At 28.2% G+C, this 13,835-nt stretch carries 16 protein-coding genes and 1 tRNA gene; 13 read left to right on the top strand and 4 right to left on the bottom strand.

Annotated features, from left to right (window positions below; translation table 11 throughout):
- Positions 1-59: 59 nt before the first annotated feature.
- A tRNA-Cys gene (locus tag GXK56_RS26855) sits at positions 60-134 on the top strand.
- Positions 135-213: 79 nt separating this feature from the next.
- Here the strand turns inward: GXK56_RS26855 and GXK56_RS26850 are convergent.
- Positions 214-1,161 (bottom strand): magnesium transporter CorA family protein, encoded by a 948-nt coding sequence (locus GXK56_RS26850; RefSeq protein WP_160693272.1) that lies wholly within the window; start codon positions 1,159-1,161, stop codon positions 214-216.
- Between the two features lie 98 nt (positions 1,162-1,259).
- On the bottom strand, positions 1,260-2,429 hold the full coding sequence (locus GXK56_RS26845; RefSeq protein ID WP_160693270.1) for a M20 family metallopeptidase: 1,170 nt from the start codon (positions 2,427-2,429) through the stop codon (positions 1,260-1,262).
- Positions 2,430-2,876: 447 nt separating this feature from the next.
- Between GXK56_RS26845 and GXK56_RS26840 the strand changes: the two genes are divergently transcribed.
- The 7 genes from GXK56_RS26840 (at position 2,877) to GXK56_RS26810 (ending at position 6,561) form a co-directional block, all read left to right on the top strand.
- Positions 2,877-3,065 carry a sigma factor G inhibitor Gin gene (locus GXK56_RS26840; protein ID WP_160693268.1) on the top strand — a complete coding sequence of 63 codons (189 nt, stop codon included), beginning with the start codon at positions 2,877-2,879 and terminating at the stop codon, positions 3,063-3,065.
- A gap of 37 nt (positions 3,066-3,102) precedes the next feature.
- The gene (gene tmk / locus GXK56_RS26835; protein ID WP_160693266.1) at positions 3,103-3,744 is read left to right on the top strand and encodes a dTMP kinase; all 642 of its coding nucleotides are present in this window, start codon (positions 3,103-3,105) and stop codon (positions 3,742-3,744) included.
- A gap of 113 nt (positions 3,745-3,857) precedes the next feature.
- Positions 3,858-4,190: a cyclic-di-AMP receptor gene (locus GXK56_RS26830; protein ID WP_160693264.1), complete on the top strand. Its 333-nt coding sequence runs from the start codon at positions 3,858-3,860 to the stop codon at positions 4,188-4,190.
- A 19-nt stretch (positions 4,191-4,209) separates the two neighbouring features.
- Positions 4,210-5,142, top strand: coding sequence for a DNA polymerase III subunit delta' (locus tag GXK56_RS26825; RefSeq protein ID WP_160693262.1), 933 nt, complete (start codon positions 4,210-4,212; stop codon positions 5,140-5,142).
- Between the two features lie 3 nt (positions 5,143-5,145).
- On the top strand, positions 5,146-6,051 hold the full coding sequence (locus GXK56_RS26820) for a stage 0 sporulation family protein (protein ID WP_160693260.1): 906 nt from the start codon (positions 5,146-5,148) through the stop codon (positions 6,049-6,051).
- Between the two features lie 11 nt (positions 6,052-6,062).
- Entirely contained in the window at positions 6,063-6,278 is a 216-nt protein-coding gene (locus tag GXK56_RS26815; protein WP_160693258.1) for a heavy-metal-associated domain-containing protein, read from the top strand.
- A 112-nt stretch (positions 6,279-6,390) separates the two neighbouring features.
- Entirely contained in the window at positions 6,391-6,561 is a 171-nt protein-coding gene (locus GXK56_RS26810; RefSeq protein ID WP_160693256.1) for a 4Fe-4S binding protein, read from the top strand.
- Between the two features lie 167 nt (positions 6,562-6,728).
- Here GXK56_RS26810 and GXK56_RS26805 read toward each other — a convergent pair whose 3' ends face one another.
- Positions 6,729-7,364, bottom strand: coding sequence for an MBL fold metallo-hydrolase (locus GXK56_RS26805; protein WP_160693254.1), 636 nt, complete (start codon positions 7,362-7,364; stop codon positions 6,729-6,731).
- Between the two features lie 268 nt (positions 7,365-7,632).
- On the opposite strand from GXK56_RS26805, the gene GXK56_RS26800 reads away from it, so the two are divergent.
- From GXK56_RS26800 to trxB, 5 genes are all read left to right on the top strand, one after another.
- Positions 7,633-8,088, top strand: coding sequence for a CtsR family transcriptional regulator (locus GXK56_RS26800; RefSeq protein WP_160693252.1), 456 nt, complete (start codon positions 7,633-7,635; stop codon positions 8,086-8,088).
- Positions 8,089-8,101: 13 nt separating this feature from the next.
- Complete coding sequence (locus GXK56_RS26795) at positions 8,102-8,695, top strand: UvrB/UvrC motif-containing protein (RefSeq protein WP_160693250.1); 594 nt, start codon at positions 8,102-8,104, stop codon at positions 8,693-8,695.
- A complete protein-coding gene (locus GXK56_RS26790) occupies positions 8,676-9,692 on the top strand; it encodes a protein arginine kinase (RefSeq protein WP_160693248.1) in 1,017 nt (338 codons plus the stop codon). The genes GXK56_RS26795 and GXK56_RS26790 overlap by 20 nt, the downstream gene beginning before the upstream one ends.
- 22 nt (positions 9,693-9,714) lie before the next feature.
- The gene (locus GXK56_RS26785) at positions 9,715-12,165 is read left to right on the top strand and encodes an ATP-dependent Clp protease ATP-binding subunit (protein ID WP_160693246.1); all 2,451 of its coding nucleotides are present in this window, start codon (positions 9,715-9,717) and stop codon (positions 12,163-12,165) included.
- 175 nt (positions 12,166-12,340) lie between these two features.
- The gene (gene trxB, locus GXK56_RS26780) at positions 12,341-13,270 is read left to right on the top strand and encodes a thioredoxin-disulfide reductase (protein ID WP_160693244.1); all 930 of its coding nucleotides are present in this window, start codon (positions 12,341-12,343) and stop codon (positions 13,268-13,270) included.
- Positions 13,271-13,336: 66 nt separating this feature from the next.
- Here trxB and GXK56_RS26775 read toward each other — a convergent pair whose 3' ends face one another.
- On the bottom strand, positions 13,337-13,564 hold the full coding sequence (locus GXK56_RS26775) for a glutaredoxin family protein (RefSeq protein ID WP_160693242.1): 228 nt from the start codon (positions 13,562-13,564) through the stop codon (positions 13,337-13,339).
- Between the last annotated feature and the right edge of the window lie 271 nt (positions 13,565-13,835).

Raw genomic sequence — 13,835 nt, 5'->3', positions numbered from 1 at the left:
GAGCAGAGGACTGAAAATCCTCGTGTCACTGGTTCGATTCCAGTTCGAGCCACCATAATGGCGCTATAGCCAAGTGGTAAGGCAGAGGTCTGCAAAACCTTTATTCCCCAGTTCAAATCTGGGTGGCGCCTCCAAAAAAAGCTTGAAATTTATATTTCAAGCTTTTTTGTTTTAAAATAAACTAAATTAATAATATTAATGGAAAAGGATATGTTATTTAAACATATCCTTTTTATATAATATAAAAGCAACCACAATACAAATAACGATTGTAAAAATCATAACTATTGAAAATCCATTAGGATTGTCAGGGGATATAGGAAGCTGTATATTCATACCGAATATTCCACCAATAATAGTTGGTATTGCCATAAGAATTGTAACTGAAGCAAGTACTTTCATAACTATATTTAAATTATTAGATATTACAGAAGCGAAGAAATCCATTGTACTTGCCAGTATATTACTATAGATTTCTGTCATTTCTATGGCTTGTTTATTTTCTATAATAACATCTTCTAAAACATCCTTATCTTCTTCATATTTTTGCATTAATTCTAATTTTAGCATTTTTTCTAATGTGATTTCATTAGCTTTTAGCGAAGTAGAAAAATATACGAGAGATTTTTCAAGGGAATGTAATTGAATAAGTTCTCTATTTTTCATTGATTTATGAAGCCTTTTTTCAATCATTAAACTTTTTTTATCAATTTGTCTTAAATATAAAAGATAGTAAGTTGATATTCTGTTTAAGATTTGTAGTGTAAATCTTGATTTTTTGAAAGTATAAAATGATTTAATTTTATCATTTATAAAGTCTGTTAATATTTTGCTGTTTTTTAAGCAAACAGTAATTAGTTGTTTATTTGTATGTATTATAGCTAATGGGTATGTATCATAAGTTAATGAGTTATCTTCCATTTCTGTAAAAGGAATATCCACTATTATTAGTAATGAATCATCTTCAATATCAATACGAGAAGTTTCTTCATCATCAAGGGCTGCTTTTAAAAATTCAGAATCAACTCCAGTTTTTTTTGATATTAGTATAATTTCTTCATCAGATGGAGCAATCATATTTATCCAGCAGCCATTTTCTATGGTATCTAGTGATTTTAAATTAGAGGTTAACTCACTTTCACTTTTATAAATCTGAATCAATTTACAGCACCTCCTAATCAGTACAACTAATATTATACTATTATAAGGGGGTTTGTAAATATAAAGTAAGTTAAAGGTTGTGTTATGTTTAAAATACTTTATTTTATTGAAGAAAAAAACTCCATTTTAACTTCATTAAGAAGTTTTTCATTTTTTATTAAATCCATTCCAGTTAGAGCTAATGCTGTTGCGGCAATATTGCATTGTTTTAATGCAAATTTTGATATTGTTGCTTTTGCAAAGTCTAAAGTTCCGTACTTAATTGAATTATTTTCACTATTTTTTTGAATTATGGATATATAAGGATGTATACTAGGAACTTTGTGACTTACATCTCCAATACTTAATCCAGCATAAACATCTTTAGGGGGATTAATATCAATAATTCCGCTCTCTTTAAGGTTATGACTGAATAACCTATTCAAGTTACGATTAGTAATTAATTCTCTGTTTGGAGATTCATATAAAAAAAATGAATTAGGAATATCTATTAATTTAGATACTGAATTTGCAATCTTTCTTATTTTATCATAAGCATGGTTTGCCGTTTTGCTGTCTACTGCACGAATACAAAATTTAATTTCAGAACTTGATGGAAGCAATAGAGTTGTATAACCACCATTAGAAATAACCGAGTTTATTTCTACATTATCAGGAAATCCCTTTTTTATAGAATTTAGAATATTAAGTGTTAATAAAACGCCGTCTAAAGAACTGTAGGAATTTTTATTTAAAAAACTTAATTTGTTTTCACTTTCAAATTTTATTCCCAAGGGAATAATTGATGAAGATGAACCACTTTCACATGTAGAAGTATCAGGATGAGCGAGCATTACAACATCAATATCATCAAAAATTCCTTGCTTAACCATTGTACCTTTTGTACCACCTAAATATTCGCCTGGGCATCCAATTAGTATTACAGAACCTCCGATTTTATGGATTATATTCCCTAGTGCTAGGGCAGCAGCTACTGACATAGTGGTAACTAGATTATGCCCTGTAATATGTCCTTCATTTTCTATAGCATCGTATTCACAAAGAAAGCATATTTTTGGGTGTCCATTTCCTTTAATTCCTATAAACCCATTTTCTATATCTAGGGGATTTGTTTTGATATTAAAATCATATTTCTGTAATAAACTGCAAATGTATTTAGAGGCATTAAACTCATGATAACTAATTTCAGGATTATTAAATAAGTAAGTGCACAAATTTTCTATTTCATCACTACAACTTGATATGAATGAAGATATATTTTCTCTCATAAATTTAGTTTATTACTAAAACGAACAAAGTAACTTCTACAATAATCTATAGGAGTTATTTTATTTTGTTTGTAGTAAATTCTCCTTTCTTAATTATAAACATGTATAAATTATTTATATATACTCATGACTAATACTTATAAGTTACTTTGATATTAGATTAGCCTAAATGTAGAATTTCAATTTTAATACATGAAATTTATTAGAACATATATATCAAAATTAAATATAAATACTCATGCTTTATTATTTCCCAAAATGAAAAAATTATATATTAATATAAGTATTAGAAATAAATCATAAGGCAATAATCTAAATGAATCCAAAGTATAAGCAGAGAAATGAGTGGTTTAAAAATATGAAAGATAAATAGCCTAACAAAATATAAATACTATAAAATTGTTATTTATAAAATGCGTGAATTTTTAATATAAGGAGGAACTATGAATGGAAAAATCAAATAAATTATGTGTTATGTGTGGAGTGGTTGATTATAATGGTATAATATTAAATGGGGAAAGAATTTGCAGAGCATGTGAAGAGAAGATAATAAATATAAAACCAGTTCAGTCTGATTATGATATTTATAAAGATAAAATAAAAACAGTTTTATTTGACGAACATGCAAAAGAGTAATATTTATGCTAAACAATCTTAAATATGAGGTATTTATATGAAAAAAGGTTTATTTATAGTTTTCGAAGGTGGAGAAGGAACAGGAAAAACAACTGCAATTGATGCAATATATAATTGGATTATAGAAAATAAATTGAAATGTATGAAGACCAGAGAACCTGGTGGAATTAAAATATCAGAACAAATAAGACAAGTCATTCTAGATACTGAAAATCAAGCTATGGATTCGAAGACAGAAGCATTACTTTATGCGGCTGCTAGAAGACAGCATCTTGTGGAAAAGGTTATACCAGCTTTAGAAGAAGGCATTATAGTGCTTTGCGATAGATTTATAGACTCTTCTTTAGCATACCAAGGATATGCAAGAAATTTAGGGATTGAAGAAATTATGAGTATAAATAAATTTGCAATTGGAGAATATATGCCTGATTTATCAATATTATTCGATCTTGATCCTAGAATAGGATTAGAAAGAATAAACAATAATAAAGATAGAGAAATAAACAGATTAGACTTAGAAGAATTAGAATTTCATGATAAGGTTAGAACTGGATATAATGTGATTTATGAAAATAATAAGAACAGAATTGTAAAAATAGATGCTGAGCAATCAAAAGAAAATGTAATAAACGAAATAAAAAATATATTGAAGCTTAAAATATGGACAAATGCAAACTAAATTATAGAAAAGCCTTTTATTTGTGGTAAAATAATAAATATTGGAATAAATTATTATAAATATTTAAAATGAAAACAGTATTCAATATTTTATAAAAAAGGGTGGGATTTACAATGAAATTAATAATTGCAATTGTTCAAGATGAAGATTCTACAGATGTTATAGAAGCATTAACAGAAGAAAATTATAGAGTAACGAAATTAGCAACAACAGGAGGATTTCTTAAGTCTGGAAATACTACTTTAATGGTAGGTATTGAAGAAGAAAAAATTCAATCTGTCATTGATATTATTAAAGATATATGTAAACAAAGAAAAGAAATATTAGTTACACCAACTACACTTGGGGGTAGTGAAGGTGGATATATGCAACAATATCCAGTACAAATAAGCGTAGGTGGAGCCACTATATTTGTATTGGATGTAGATCAATTTATTAAAATATAGTACAGAGGAGCTGTAAGCATTGAGAAAAATAATCGGACATAAAAATATTATTGAGAGTATAAATAATAGAAAGCTTAATGATTCATTTTCTCATGCTAATTTAATGGTTGGCAATGATGGAATTGGAAAGAGTATATTAGCAAGGCATATGGCTTCCCAAATTATAAATAGGAGGGATGATATTGAAAATGTTGATATTGTAAAATATTATCCTTCATCCAGTTCCTTTGGGGTTGATGATGTAAGAAATGTTATAAATGAGGTTGGTAAAAAGCCTTATGAAGGTGATAGGAAAGTATTAATACTATATAAATGTGACAAATTAACAGTTCAAGCTCAAAATGCATTGTTAAAGACTATTGAAGAACCTCCTAAAGGTGTGTACTTAGTATTATTAAGTGATTCTTTAGAAATGATTTTAGATACTATACAATCGAGATGCCAGATATACAAATTAACACCATTAGGCAAAGAGGATATACTAGATTATATAGAAGAAAAATATCCAGAGTTAACAGCTGAGGAAAAAAAATCTGCATTAGCATATAGTGCAGGAGTACCTGGAAAAGTAGATAGATTTATAGGCGATGGAAATTTAAAAAATTTAAGAGATATATGTATAGAGTTATTTGAAGATATTTTAAAGAGAGAAAAAGGTCTCGTGTTAAAATATGAAGAATTATTTAAGAATTCAAAAGATGACAAACTTGAATTATTAGATATACTTCTGTCATACATAAGAGATATTATGCTATTTAAGGAACTTAGTGACAGTGAACTTATTGTTAATTTTGATAAAGTAGAAAAATTAAAAAACATATCAATAGGAATATCTTATAAAAAGTTAAATAGTATGTTAGAATACATAACAGAAGCAAGAATAAATTTTAATAGTAATACAAACTATTCAATGACCATGGGCGTATTACTCATGGGATTTGCGGAGGTATAATTAATGATAAAAGTTATAGGAGTAAGATTCAAAAAGGCAGGAAAAATATATTATTTCAGTCCATCAGAATTAAGTATAAAAAAAGGTGATTATGTAATTGTAGAGACTGCTAGAGGCGTAGAATTTGGGGAATGTGTTATAGGCATAAAACAGATAAAAGAAGAAGATATAGTGTCACCTTTAAAAAATGTTATAAGAATTGCTGATGAAAAGGATATTAGCAAACATAAGGAAAATAAAGATAAAGAAAAAGAAGCCTTAGATACATGTTTAAAAAAAATAGAAGAACATAAATTAGATATGAAATTAATAGATGTAGAATATACATTTGACAATCATAAAGTTATATTTTATTTTACAGCCGATGGTAGAGTTGATTTTAGAGAATTGGTTAAGGATTTAGCAACTATATTTAAAACTAGAATAGAACTGAGACAAATAGGTGTTCGTGATGAAGCTAAAATGATTGGTGGACTTGGACCATGCGGAAGATCAATGTGTTGTTCTACGTTTCTGGGGGATTTTGCTTCGGTATCTATAAAAATGGCAAAGGAACAAAATCTTTCTTTAAATCCAACTAAAATATCTGGAATATGTGGAAGATTAATGTGTTGCTTAAATTACGAGCAAAATACATATGAAGATATAAGAAAGAGATTACCTAAAGTTGGCTCAATTGTTAAGACAGAAGCAGGAAATGGAGAAGTTATAGGAAATTCAATAGTTAAGGAAATTGTTAAAGTCAAAGTTAGAAGAGGCAATGAAGATGTTGTTGAAGAATTTAAGATAACAGATGTGGAACTTGTTTCTGGTAAATATGAAGATACAATTGATGAAAATAATATTAAATTAATTGTTGAATCAGAAGAAGACAAGAAATTAATAAAAGAACTTATAAATGAGAAGTAGGGGGAATTTCTATGAAATCTATTATTAAAATTTATAATATGGAATCTCATAGAGATAGTAATATAATTCAGGAAACTGTTGCTCAAAATTCAGGAGTTATAGCAAGCGAAATATCACTAGGAAAGAAGGAAGTTGTTGTAATTTATAACGAAGCTTTTCTAAGTATTCAAGAGATTATTGATTCAATAGAGGATTTAGGATATGTAGTTGCTGAAGCTAAATCATAAAAATTATTATTAAAAAATAAATAGCAATTAACATAAAAGACTTTTAAAACATAAAAATACGTGTTAAAATGTAATTGGTTAATTACCGCAATTTATTAGGAGGTGTTCTAAGATGGCATTTGTTATTAATGATTCATGTGTTAGCTGTGGAGCATGCGCTGGAGAATGTCCAGTTAGTGCTATAACTCAAGGAGATACTCAATACGTTATCGATGCAGATACTTGCATTGATTGCGGAAACTGTGCTAATGTTTGCCCAGTAGGAGCTCCAAACCAAGAGTAATAAAAAGGGGATCGCCGTTAAGGCGGTCTTTTTTTATTACTCTTAATTTGGAGTAAATATGGACAAGTGTGTTCTTAATGAAATAATTTTTTAAAACAGTAGGAATATATAAAGTCTGAGTCAGACTATTTTGACTAGGATTATTTTTATAATTTATTAATTTAAGCTTAGGGAGATGATAATAATAAGCATTCAGATTCATAGTTTAGATTAAAATCAGAAGTGTTTATTATATTAGAATTAATTTTCTTAATATGATTCATAGATATAATAAAGTTTTTAGGATCATCTAAAAATAAAGATGTATTGTTGGTTTTGTAATTCATAGGTATTATGTATTTAGGATGGATAAGTGTACATAGTTTTGCAGCATTAAATCCATCTAGAGTAAAATTTCCACCAATGGGTACGAATAAGATATCAATGTTTTTAATTTTATCTAATACTAAAGAAGAGGGAATATGACCTAGATTTCCTAAATGGCATAATGAGTATTCATTGTCTTTTATAATATAAATAATATTTGGACCTCTTTTAAGTCCATTATAATTATCTTGAAATGAATTAATCCCTTCTATTTTTAAATTAAAAATATCAAAAGTTCCTGTTTCGTTAATGAGTTGAGTTAAATCATGTTGTCTACTTAAAGATAAATTATTATAATTTCTGCTAGTAACTATTAAATCGCATTTAGGAAGGTTTGAATTATATTCAGTAATAATATTAAATGGTTCTAGTATGATTCTTTTACCAATTGTTGTTTTTATAAGAAAGCATGAGTTTCCATACCAAGTAATCTGCATAAAATTTCCTCCACAAACCAGAATTAATAATTAATAAATGATAAATTATAGTATTAACATATGAAATAAAAAATAATCATAAATTTATAGTGATTAATTTTTTAATGTAAAAAATATTTTATAGATATTTAAATTGGGTTTGTAATTGAAATGATATTAAATTTCAATTACAGATACTTTAAAAAATAAAAAGATTATAGTATAATGATGTAAAGTCAAAGTAAGTCAAAAACAGAAAGTTTAAATATAAGTTTAAGTAGGTGATGTTATGGCAAGACTTTCAGATATAATAGAGGCTTTTATAAAGCAGATGTTTGATGAAAACACAGACAAGGTAATTTTTATACAAAGAAATGAATTGGCAGATCAATTTAGATGTGCACCATCTCAAATAAATTATGTATTAACAACTAGATTTACCTACGAAAGAGGATATCTAATTGAAAGTAAAAGAGGTGGGGGAGGTCATATTGCTATTAAGCAATTGGAGCACGATGATTCTAATCAAAGGGAAAGATTAATAAATGAAACTATAGGAGAGGCTATAACATATCATAATGCAAATGCTCTGTTAAATCATTTATTTGAATCTGGTGCTATTGAAGAAAGAGAATGTGAAATAATGAAAATTGCAGTTAATGATAGAAGCTTAACTTCTGCAGAAAACAAGAATAAAGTAAGGGCTGATATTTTAAAAGCAATGATGATGATAATTTTATCTTAAAGGTGGGATATATATGTTGTGCGAAAAATGCAAGAAAAACGAGGCTAAGGTAAATTTGATTACAGTTGTAAATGGAGAAAAACATGAAATTTGGTTATGTGAAAGTTGTGTAAAAGACATATCTAACATTCCATTTTTCAGTTCAATTAGTGAAAATGGAACACTTCCATTTCAAGGAATGCTTACAGAAATATTATCAAGTGTGGGCAATAAGACTAAAATAGATAATAGTACCAATGTAAATGATATTGTTTGTCCTAATTGCGGATTGACTTATGATGAATTCAAGAAAACAGGAAGATTAGGATGTTCTGATTGTTATGTTGCATTTAAAGCTGTTCTTGAACCGAGAATAAAGAGTTTACAAGCAGGGGTAAAGCATATAGGAAAAATACCTTATATGAAGGGCGAAGAAATAGTTAGAAGAAGAAAGCTTAAAGATCTAAAATCAGAAATGCAAAAATTAATTGTGACAGAAGAGTATGAAAGAGCCGCTGTGGTAAGAGATGAAATAAAAAAATTGGAACTTTATATATTAGAAAGTAATATAAGTAAGGAACAAGTTCATGTGAAGGAGGAAAATTGCGATGGACAGTTTGACTCATAATGATATAAAAAAAGGTATTGTATTAAGTAGCAAAATATTATTATCTAGAAATTTAAGTAATTTGCCTTTTCCTAATAAGCTGAATTATATTAAAGGAAGAGATAATGGAAAGAATATATATAATGCGCTTAAAAATGAATTAAAAGATGAAGAATTAACATTATATGAGATTTGGAATACAAATGATGATTTTGGTAAACAATATTTAGAAAGAGATTTAATTACAGAAGAGCTTATCAAAAATTCGGATAAGAGTTCATTTATTTTAAATAAAGATGAAAATATCAGTATTATGATAAATGAGAAGGATCATATTAATCTTCAGTGCATAAGTGAAGGATTTAGTTTAGAAAACGCTTTTGAGAGAGCTATAAATATTGATGATAAGATAGAACATAATTTTGACTACGCTTTTGATGAAAACTTAGGCTATCTTACAGCATCTCCAGAAAATATTGGAACAGGAATGAAAGCGTCAGTAGTACTTCATTTACCAGCGCTTACAATGAGTGAAGAGATTAAGAAAATTTCAAAAAATCTTAGCAAGGCAGGTTTTAATATAAAAGGTATATATTTAGAAGATACAAAGGTTTATGGAAATTTATATAGAATAACTAACAAAGTATCTTTAGGATTATCGGAAGAAAACATAATAAGTAGATTAAGATTTGAAGTTTTAAATGTAATAAGAGAAGAAAATAAATTTAGGGAAATTTTATTTAGTAAGTGTAAGTATGAATTAGAAGATAAAGTCTATAGATCATATGGAATATTAAGAAGTGCAATTCTTTTAGACTATAAGGAAACTGTTGAAATGATATCTAATGTTAGGTTGGGAGTAGAAGTTTCATTTATTATGGATATTGACGAGAGCAGATTGGATAAGTTGCTTACGCTTATAAGTGATGCGTCTCTTCAAAGTTACCTTGGCAGATATTTAGACGCTAAAGAAATTAAGTTTGAAAGAGCAAAATTAGTAAACAGGCTATTAAATTAATTAGATTGGAGGTTTTAAATTAATGGAATATAATAAATTAACAGAAAGGGCACAAGTAGTAATTCTAGAAGCTGAAAATGAATCAGAAAAATTTAAACATGGATATGTTGGTACGGAACACGTATTACTTGGTATTTTAAAAGAAGATGGATATTCAGCTAAATTATTAATAAAATACGGTGTTGATAGTGAAAATATCAAAGCTATGATACAGAGATATTTAGGTTATGGTGACATTAAAAAGTCTGATGATAATATTTTATTGACACCTAGAACAAAAAGAGTGATTGACGAAAGTTTTGCAGCGGCTAAAAGATTAAATCATAGATATGTTAGTCCAGAACATATTTTGTTAGCTTTGCTAAATCAAGAAGAAGGAATGGCTTATACTATTTTAAGGAGCTTAAATGTTAATTTTTCTATTATAAGTGAAGAGTTGGTGGCATTCTTATCTGGAAGTTATGAAGATAAAGTTAGTGATAGTAAAGGAACAGAAAATTCCAAGAAAAAAAATACTCCTATGCTTGATAAATATGGAAGAGATCTAACTGCTTTATCTAGGGAGGAAGGATTAGATCCGGTAATAGGAAGAGAAGTAGAAACACAAAGATTGTTAGAAGTTCTTTGTAGGAGAATAAAAAATAATCCTTGTTTAATTGGTGAACCAGGAGTAGGTAAAACAGCTGTTGTTGAAGGATTAGCACAAAGAATTGTTCAAGGAAACATTCCGGAGATACTCAAAAATAAAAGAGTTATTTCTTTAGATTTAACCGCTATGATTGCTGGGGCAAAATATAGAGGTGAATTTGAAGAAAGATTAAAGAAGACCATGGAAGAGATTGTTAAAGACAGAGATATTATTATTTTTATAGATGAAATTCATACTATAATTGGTGCGGGTGGTGCTGAAGGTGCTATAGATGCTTCAAATATATTAAAACCAGCCTTAGCTAGAGGTGAAATACAGTGTATTGGAGCAACAACTATTGATGAGTATAGAAAATACATTGAAAAAGACTCGGCATTAGAAAGAAGATTTCAACCTATAACTGTAGGTGAGCCTACAAAAGAAGAAACATTAGAAATCTTAAAGGGTTTAAGAGACAAATATGAAGCTCACCATAGAGTTGAAATTACAGATGAAGCATTAGAAGCAGCTGTAAATTTGTCCGATAGATATATAACAGACAGGTTTATGCCAGATAAAGCCATCGATTTAATAGATGAAGGTGCAGCAAAAGTAAGAATTCAGAGTTTAACTACACCTCCAGATTTAAAGGAACTAGAAGAGAAAATTGGAAATATTGACAAAGAAAAAGAAGAAGCTATAAGGGTTCAGGATTTTGAAAGAGCTGCAAGTTTAAGAGATAAACAAAAGGAACTAAAAGATAAGTTAGGTAGTTTAAAAGAAAATTGGAATACTCAAAATTCAATTAAAACACTGATTGTAGATTCAGAAAATATTGCAAATGTAGTTTCTTCTTGGACTAAAATTCCAATACAAAAGCTAACTGAATCAGAAAGTGAAAGATTATTGCATTTGGAAGAGATACTTCACAAAAGGGTAGTTGGTCAGGAAGAAGCAGTAAAGTCTATTGCTAGAGCAGTAAGAAGAGCTAGAGTTGGAATTAAAGATCCAAACAGACCAATTGGAAGTTTTATATTCTTAGGACCAACAGGGGTTGGTAAGACAGAACTTTCAAAAGCACTTGCAGAAGCTATGTTTGGAGATGAAAATAGTATTATAAGAGTTGATATGTCCGAGTATATGGAAGGGCATTCAGTATCCAAAATGATAGGATCGCCACCAGGATATGTAGGCCATGATGATGGAGGACAACTTACAGAAGCTGTTAGAAGAAAACCGTACTCTATAGTTCTTTTTGATGAAATTGAAAAAGCTCATGCAGATATATTTAATGTTTTACTTCAAATTATGGAGGATGGAAGACTTACAGATGGTAAAGGAAAAGTTGTTAATTTCAAAAATACAATAATAATAATGACTTCAAATGTTGGTGCGCACCAAATTAAAAAGCAGAAGAGTATAGGATTTAATAGCAACACTATTTCTAATAATGAGACTGAATACGAAAAGATGAAGGAAAGCATATTAGAAGAATTAAAGCAAAAATTTAAACCAGAATTTTTGAATAGAATAGATGATACAATAGTATTTCATAAACTAAGTGATGAAGATCTAGATAAGATTGTAGACCTCATGCTTGCATCCATAAAAGAAAGACTTGAGGGTAGAGAGATTTATCTAAAATTTGAAGAGGATAGTAAAAAGTTCTTATTAAGTAAGGGAATAGATCTTGATTATGGAGCAAGACCTTTAAGAAGACTTATTATAAAAGAAGTTGAAGATAGGTTAAGTGAAGAAATCTTGCAAGGAAACATAAGAATTGGAGATAAAGTAAAAGTCAGTGAGTTAGAAAATAAGCTTGTGTTCAGTAAACTGACAGAATAATAATTTAAAATACAATAGAGCAATTTTAGGTTAATAAACTGCTTCGCTTATAAATTGAATGAGAAATTGAAGCAGTTTATTTTATTAAATAAGTCGAAGAAAATAGTATATTTTAATAATTTTATGGTACAGCAAAATTATAATTTAATTGCATAGAAGTGGGAGGCGAATAAGAATGGGTAAAGAAAGAAGAGAATTAGATTTAATGATAATTGGTGGAGGACCAGCAGGACTTACAGCTGCAATTTATGCTGGAAGAGCTAAATTAAATACCTTATTGCTAGAAAACGAGATTTTAGGAGGTCAGGTAAGAAACAGCTATACAATAGAAAATTATCCTGGTTTTAAACAAGTTGATGGTGGAAAATTAGCAGATATATTTCAAGAACAGGCGGAAGCTCTTGGTGCTAAAATTGATGAATTTGATTCAATTCAAAATATAGATATTTCAGATGATAAAAAGATAATAGAAACTGATTCATATATATATGAGCCTAAGGCTATAATAATTGCAACAGGTGCAGCCCCTAAAAAGATACCTATTCCGCAAGAAAATGAATTTTCAGGCAAAGGAATTCATTATTGTGCTATTTGCGATGGAGCTATGTATCAAGGAAAAAAAGTAGCTGTTGTAGGTGGTGGAAATTCAGCATTAGAGGAAGCTATATTTCTAACAAGATTTGCAGAAAAAGTTTATTTGATAAGACGTTATGATTATTTTAAAGGTGAGCAAGCTTTAATAGATGAAGTTTTTAATCATCCCAAAATTGAAGTATTACTTAATGAAGATTTAGTAGAGGCTAAGGGAAATGAGTTTTTAGAAGCTGTTACTATTAAAAATACAAAAACTCAAGAATTAATAAATTTAGAATTAAATGCGGTTTTTGGGTGCATAGGAAGTCAGCCAAGAACAGATTTGGTAAAACAATATTTAAAATTAAATGAGCAAGGATATATAATTGCTGATGAAGATATGCAGACTAATATTAAGGGCATATATGCTGCAGGAGATGTAAGGCAAAAGAAATACAGACAGATAACTACTGCCGTTGCAGATGGAACAATAGCACTACTAAATGCAGAAAAATATATATTAAAGAAATAAAAACTTTAAAGATTATTTTATATTAAATTCTTAAAATGATAAAAGAGGCGATTATACGCCTCTCTATTATTTCCCTAAAGCTTTTAAAATAGCTGGTTTATCAAAACCTATAATAATATTATTATTAATATCTAATACAGGAACACCCATTTGATTAGATTTTTTTATCATTTCTTCTCTAGCGGTCATATCATCTTGAACATTTAATTCTTCAAATTCAATATTTTCTGATTTAAGATAATTTTTTACTTTAACACACCAAGGACAAGTATTAGTAGTATAAACTTTTATCATAAATACGCCTCCTTAATCAATAATTATTATTCTATAATTAATATTATAGTATAGTTCTTGTAAGCTAGCAATATACTATAAAAAATAATGGGAATTTTAATGATTTAGAAAAAGATAAAGTATTAAATCGGTTGTCTGATATAATAATATTGGATTTATTTAAAAAATTTATGCATGTAATTTGGTATTTTAGAAAATAAAATAATATCTATAAAAAGGAATCTGTTAAGCTGTTATGAAAAAATAGCTTGATTATTCATAGAATTACTCG

It is taken from the genome of Clostridium sp. C2-6-12 (genome assembly GCF_009928485.1).
Taxonomy (GTDB): domain Bacteria; phylum Bacillota; class Clostridia; order Clostridiales; family Clostridiaceae; genus Clostridium.
The sequence above is the reverse complement of the archived record's forward strand: the minus strand, read 5'-3'. Positions and strand labels throughout refer to the sequence as shown.

What these genes read in the sequence shown, in the direction of transcription:
- GXK56_RS26830 (WP_160693264.1), top strand. Translation starts at nt 3,858, where the DNA reads ATGAAATTAATAATTGCAATTGTTCAAGATGAAGATTCTACAGATGTT.
- GXK56_RS26785 (WP_160693246.1), top strand. Translation starts at nt 9,715, where the DNA reads ATGGAATATAATAAATTAACAGAAAGGGCACAAGTAGTAATTCTAGAA.
- GXK56_RS26775 (WP_160693242.1), bottom strand. Translation starts at nt 13,564, where the DNA reads ATGATAAAAGTTTATACTACTAATACTTGTCCTTGGTGTGTTAAAGTA.
- GXK56_RS26845 (WP_160693270.1), bottom strand. Translation starts at nt 2,429, where the DNA reads ATGAGAGAAAATATATCTTCATTCATATCAAGTTGTAGTGATGAAATA.
- GXK56_RS26790 (WP_160693248.1), top strand. Translation starts at nt 8,676, where the DNA reads ATGGACAGTTTGACTCATAATGATATAAAAAAAGGTATTGTATTAAGT.
- GXK56_RS26840 (WP_160693268.1), top strand. Translation starts at nt 2,877, where the DNA reads ATGGAAAAATCAAATAAATTATGTGTTATGTGTGGAGTGGTTGATTAT.
- GXK56_RS26800 (WP_160693252.1), top strand. Translation starts at nt 7,633, where the DNA reads ATGGCAAGACTTTCAGATATAATAGAGGCTTTTATAAAGCAGATGTTT.
- trxB (WP_160693244.1), top strand. Translation starts at nt 12,341, where the DNA reads ATGGGTAAAGAAAGAAGAGAATTAGATTTAATGATAATTGGTGGAGGA.
- GXK56_RS26805 (WP_160693254.1), bottom strand. Translation starts at nt 7,364, where the DNA reads ATGCAGATTACTTGGTATGGAAACTCATGCTTTCTTATAAAAACAACA.
- tmk (WP_160693266.1), top strand. Translation starts at nt 3,103, where the DNA reads ATGAAAAAAGGTTTATTTATAGTTTTCGAAGGTGGAGAAGGAACAGGA.
- GXK56_RS26810 (WP_160693256.1), top strand. Translation starts at nt 6,391, where the DNA reads ATGGCATTTGTTATTAATGATTCATGTGTTAGCTGTGGAGCATGCGCT.
- GXK56_RS26820 (WP_160693260.1), top strand. Translation starts at nt 5,146, where the DNA reads ATGATAAAAGTTATAGGAGTAAGATTCAAAAAGGCAGGAAAAATATAT.
- GXK56_RS26815 (WP_160693258.1), top strand. Translation starts at nt 6,063, where the DNA reads ATGAAATCTATTATTAAAATTTATAATATGGAATCTCATAGAGATAGT.
- GXK56_RS26795 (WP_160693250.1), top strand. Translation starts at nt 8,102, where the DNA reads ATGTTGTGCGAAAAATGCAAGAAAAACGAGGCTAAGGTAAATTTGATT.